Genomic DNA, 4522 nt, shown 5'->3' on the forward strand with positions numbered 1-4522 from the left:
TTACACCTAGCTGCCGATCTCGACGGCTTCGGCACTCGACACGGCGGCACGTCGCGCACCCGTGACGAACAGCACCAGACCGACGACGATCCAGGTGGCAAGCGTCAGCCTCGCGGTGAGACCGGCTGCACCGCCGAAGTAGGCGGCCGAGCGGACCAGGGTTCCGGCCGCACCCGGCGGCAGGATCTGTCCGACGGTGCCCAGCCCGGACGGCAACCACGCGGCCGAACCGGCAATACCGGCCAGCGGATTGCCGAGGAACATCATGACCATTCGCACCGATAGTGAAACCTTTGACGCCGAACGCATTCTGCAGGCCGGCCAGAGGGATGGCCAGGGCGGCGACACCGAGCGCGATCGAACCGGCGACCGCCCAGAAGCCCGTCGACCACAATCCCGCGTCGATACTGCCGAACCCGAAGGTGAGCATGGACGCCACGATGACGCCACCGACGGCCGAGAAGGTGATCAGACCTGTCAGGTACCAGCCGTTGCTTCGCGGGAAGATCTTCCGGAACGCGACGACCGGCACGATACCGCCGAACACGAGCGGGAACGCGAGACCGCCGATGCCGATGCCGGTGGGGTCGCCCTCGGGCAGCGGGACGACGTCCTCGACCGTCACCTTCTCACCAGTTGCCTGCCCGACCGCCTGCGCGGTACCGGTGAGGCTCCCGCTGATCGACGCCGAGCCTGCGCTGGCAACCAGGGTGTGGACACCCGCCTCGTCGACCACGAAACCGCCGACCACCTCACGGTGCTCGATCGCGTCTCGCAACCCGGCCTCCGAGTCGTAGCGCTGTGGCTCGTACGCGTCGGGAGCCGCCGTGGCCAGGCTTCGCTCGAACGAACTGACCGCGGCCGGCGCACCGACCACACCGACCCGCAGATCGTGGGCACCGCTCTTCAGCGACGGCAGGATGAAGACCATCAGCAGGAGGATGAGGATGACGCCTAAACCGGCGGTCAGGCCCACCAGCATCACCATGGCCGGCGGCGTCTTCTTTCCCGAGGCAACCTTCTCCTCATTCGCCGTGATTCCCATCTCCGTGGATGTCATCGAACGTCCTCCAGACCTAAACCGGATGCTTTTCCTCCGCTATCTAGTGGATGATAGTCCTCCGGTTAGACTGGGGCTGTCAACACCGATGTGACGGACGAGTCACGGGGTCGAGAGGACGTGGACATGCGAGCAGATGCAGCGCGCCGTCGTCAGGCGATCGTCAAAGAGGCCCGTCGACTGTTCGCGGCACAGGGCGGCGGTGTCGCACTCGAGACCCTCGCCGAGGCTGCCGGGGTGGGGATCGCCACGCTCTATCGCAACTTCGAGTCCCGGCATGCGCTCGCTGACGAAGTGGCGCTCGCGATCCTGAACGACATCGGGCGCGCCGCCGACGAGGGTCTCACCCAGATCACCACCGCACCCGACGCCGCGTGGACGGCGTTCGTGAATCGGCTCGTCGAGTTGGATCTCGGCGCCCTGTCTGCAGCGTTGGCCGAGTACGTGACCGCTGCGGTCCGCACCACCCAGACCCAGACCCTGGCCCGCGTCGACGAACTGCTCGGTTCGGCCAAGAACGCAGAACTGGTCCGCGACGACCTCGACGCACTCGAGCTGATCGTCGGGATCGGCCTCATCACACGCCCTCAGCCCGAGGCCGTCGCGGCAGTGACCCCGAACCTCGTGCCGCGCCTGGTGTCCATCCTGTTGGCGGGTATGCGCCCGTCGTCCGACGACTGACCCGCCTCGTGCTCAGACCGTCCCGCGTGCGGCCCACGCAGTGGCCGAGACGATGAACCGCCCGTCGCCGAGACGCTTCCGCGCCACCGCCTCGAGTTCGCTTCGATCGGTGGCGTCGAGCGACTGCACATACTCGCCCGCCGGACCGATGCCGAAAGTGTAGGGCTCCCACCACTCCTCGAAACTCGGATGGACAACGTCGACGGTGATCGGCTCCTCGACGACGCTCCGCAGTCCGGCCATCGCGAAGAGTTCCGTGAGATGACCACGGTGCGCGCCGGACAGCAGCGCCTCATCCCGGGCGTCCGGCTCGAGCACGTGTACCGCATCCCAGAACGGGGCGAGCGCTCCGGTCGGCCCGTCCCACACGCAGGCCGCGACGGTCCCGCCCGGACGTGTCACGCGTGCCATCTGCGCGAGACCGCGAACCGGGTCCGTCATGAAATGAACCACCAACTGCGCGAGTACGTGGGTGAATTCGCCTGTGTCGTAGGGTAATTGCTCGGCAGTACCACGGCGCACGTCAACGTCGGGAAATCGTTCGCGACAGGCATCGACGAAGGGCGGGGACGGATCGATCGCGCTCACAGCAGCACCCAGTGTCAGCACGTGGGAGGTCAGCGCCCCGGGGCCACACCCGACGTCGAGGACATCCGAATCGGCACCGACCCCCGCGAAGGCGGTGAAGACCTCGGCGAGCGGATCGGCGTAGCGGCCCATGAAGCGTCCGTACGCCTCGGGCGGGACGGCGAAACCCACTCCTCCATGCTACGACTCACCGACCATTCGAACCTCATGCCAATCGATCTCGACCGGCCCGGGTCAGTACAGCTGGTCCTCGCGCCATCCTCGGGACGCTTCCCTCGATCACATGGTCCACATGTTTGGACGTCATCCGTTCATACCAAATGGAATCGGACATGCACATGCGCGATCGGAACGGTGCAACAATCACACCGCTCGAACCCGACAAAGCGCTCGGAGCCCACTAGGTGGCCGGGTGTGGTCATCGCGGCGACGGCAACGACCACATGCAGACGACGAAGTGGAGAGCGACCGATGAAGCGTTTCCGCCTGTTCGGCATCACGGCGTCGGCCATCGCCGTGCTCACGATCTCGTTCGGCACTGCCCATGGCGCGCCGGCACCTGCAGCGCCCTCACACTTGTCGATCGCCTCCGCGGACGGCACCTCCATCACGTCGAGCCTGCGGAACGCCACCTTCGTATCGGCCGGGAGCGAGCTGCGGGTCGTCGACCCGAACGGGCGGCTGCTCGAACGCGTCGCCCTGACCCTGCCCCTCAACGGGGCGACGGTGCCGCTGCGCACGCAGGTCAGCGCCGATCGCACCCAGGCGACCTTCACCCCGATCCTCACGCCGGAGGCTCGCACCGCGATCGCGGCGGGCGTTCGTCCCGCGTCGGCGAAGAAGGATCGCGCGTATCAACAGATGATCTGGCACATCAACAACGGCTGGAACCGCGGCGGCAACGTGACCACTGCAATCGGTGCGCTCACCGGCCTGATCATCGGCTGCCTCGTCATCGTCGGTTGCATCTGGGGCGCCGGGGTCGGCGCTGCCATCGGTGCGGCAATCGGCATCAGCAACGGCGATCCCGCCACCGCACAGTCGATCCTGAACTGGATCAACACCCCATGACAGAGGGGTAGCTCCCCTCGATTCCGGACGCGGCCCTTTCCCCCGCCGCCCCGGAGTTCCCCCAGGAAGATCCCTCGCGCCCTCCCCCGACAGAAACGCGCGAGGGATCTTCTTTGCAGAAGGGTACTTTACAAACCGAAACTTTTGTATAGACAACGCCCATTGTCTTGATCAGTGCCTGGCCCGGCGACCGTCCGTCCCGGTGAGCCGACAGGTGCCGGGCAGTGGCCCACCACCACCGAGCACGGCAAACTGGTGGCCATGACCATCGCCACCGACCTCGGACTCGCTCCTGGTCCCGCGACCCCACTCCCGCGCGTCCCGCTTGCGTGGTCCATGCAGCACAGCCGCAACATCCAGATGAACGGGTGGCCGGCGACGGCCGTGCGCTTCGACGTTGATGTCGACACCGGTAGCGCCGTTGACGCCGGGGGCGGGAGTGCACTGCGCGCCGAGATCTCGAACGCGCGGGTGCCGGTCGGCGCGGCAGGATGACGACACGTAATCACGGGCAGGACAGCGAGTCGCTGCTGCGCAGCTCGTTACTCGACGGGTTGCATGACCTTCTGACTGAGCGCGACTGGTCGGCGATCCGCATGTCGGATGTCGCCGCCGCCACCGGTGTGAGCCGACAAACCGTCTACAACGAGTTCGGGTCGAGAAACGGCCTGGCACAGGGATATGCGGTCAGGTTGGCGAACCGCTTCGCAGGGCATGTCGCCGAATCTCTCGCCGACCACGTCGGCGATGTCACCGGCGCGCTGCGCACTGCGTTCACCGAGTACTTCACCGGCGTGGCCACCGATCCCCTGATCGCGTCACTGCTGTCCGGCGAGGCCAAGCCGGATCTGATGAAACTCATCACGACCGACGTGGCGCCGATCATCGCCACTGCGAGCGAGCGACTGTCGCAGGCATTTCGCGAGTCGACATGGTTGACCATGCCTGATTCCGACATCGAGCGGATCTCGCGCGCGATCACCCGCATGGCGCTGAGCTTCGTCGCGATGCCGCCGGAAGGCAACCGCGACGTCGCGGCCGACCTCGCCGAGATCATCGCCCCGGCCATCGAAGCCGCGCGAATCCGGGAGTGAGCCAGGGCCTGCAACGCACCGTCACCAG

Annotated in this window: 6 protein-coding genes; 4 read left to right on the top strand and 2 right to left on the bottom strand. The window is 66.6% G+C overall.

Annotated features, from left to right (window positions below; all coding sequences use genetic code 11):
* Positions 1-1060 (bottom strand): hypothetical protein (locus GOALK_RS03860; RefSeq protein ID WP_006357485.1); only part of this gene is annotated, 1060 nt, incomplete at its 3' end.
* A 126-nt stretch (positions 1061-1186) separates the two neighbouring features.
* Between GOALK_RS03860 and GOALK_RS03865 the strand changes: the two genes are divergently transcribed.
* On the top strand, positions 1187-1741 hold the full coding sequence (locus tag GOALK_RS03865; RefSeq protein ID WP_040003981.1) for a TetR/AcrR family transcriptional regulator: 555 nt from the start codon (positions 1187-1189) through the stop codon (positions 1739-1741).
* A gap of 12 nt (positions 1742-1753) precedes the next feature.
* On the opposite strand, the gene GOALK_RS03870 is transcribed toward GOALK_RS03865, so the two are convergent.
* Positions 1754-2500, bottom strand: coding sequence for a class I SAM-dependent methyltransferase (locus GOALK_RS03870; RefSeq protein ID WP_006357487.1), 747 nt, complete (start codon positions 2498-2500; stop codon positions 1754-1756).
* Between the two features lie 300 nt (positions 2501-2800).
* Between GOALK_RS03870 and GOALK_RS03875 the strand changes: the two genes are divergently transcribed.
* From GOALK_RS03875 to GOALK_RS03885, 3 genes are all read left to right on the top strand, one after another.
* Positions 2801-3400: a DUF8020 domain-containing protein gene (locus GOALK_RS03875; RefSeq protein ID WP_006357488.1), complete on the top strand. Its 600-nt coding sequence runs from the start codon at positions 2801-2803 to the stop codon at positions 3398-3400.
* A gap of 174 nt (positions 3401-3574) precedes the next feature.
* Positions 3575-3895, top strand: a complete 321-nt coding sequence (locus tag GOALK_RS03880; protein WP_006357489.1) for a hypothetical protein — start codon at positions 3575-3577, stop codon at positions 3893-3895.
* Positions 3892-4494 carry a TetR family transcriptional regulator gene (locus GOALK_RS03885; RefSeq protein WP_006357490.1) on the top strand — a complete coding sequence of 201 codons (603 nt, stop codon included), beginning with the start codon at positions 3892-3894 and terminating at the stop codon, positions 4492-4494. Before GOALK_RS03880 ends, GOALK_RS03885 begins: the two co-directional genes overlap by 4 nt.
* Positions 4495-4522 lie beyond the last annotated feature (28 nt).

Source organism: Gordonia alkanivorans NBRC 16433 (assembly GCF_000225505.1).
Taxonomy (GTDB): domain Bacteria; phylum Actinomycetota; class Actinomycetes; order Mycobacteriales; family Mycobacteriaceae; genus Gordonia; species Gordonia alkanivorans.

What these genes read in the sequence shown, in the direction of transcription:
- GOALK_RS03865 (WP_040003981.1), top strand. Translation starts at nt 1,187, where the DNA reads ATGCGAGCAGATGCAGCGCGCCGTCGTCAGGCGATCGTCAAAGAGGCC.
- GOALK_RS03875 (WP_006357488.1), top strand. Translation starts at nt 2,801, where the DNA reads ATGAAGCGTTTCCGCCTGTTCGGCATCACGGCGTCGGCCATCGCCGTG.
- GOALK_RS03885 (WP_006357490.1), top strand. Translation starts at nt 3,892, where the DNA reads ATGACGACACGTAATCACGGGCAGGACAGCGAGTCGCTGCTGCGCAGC.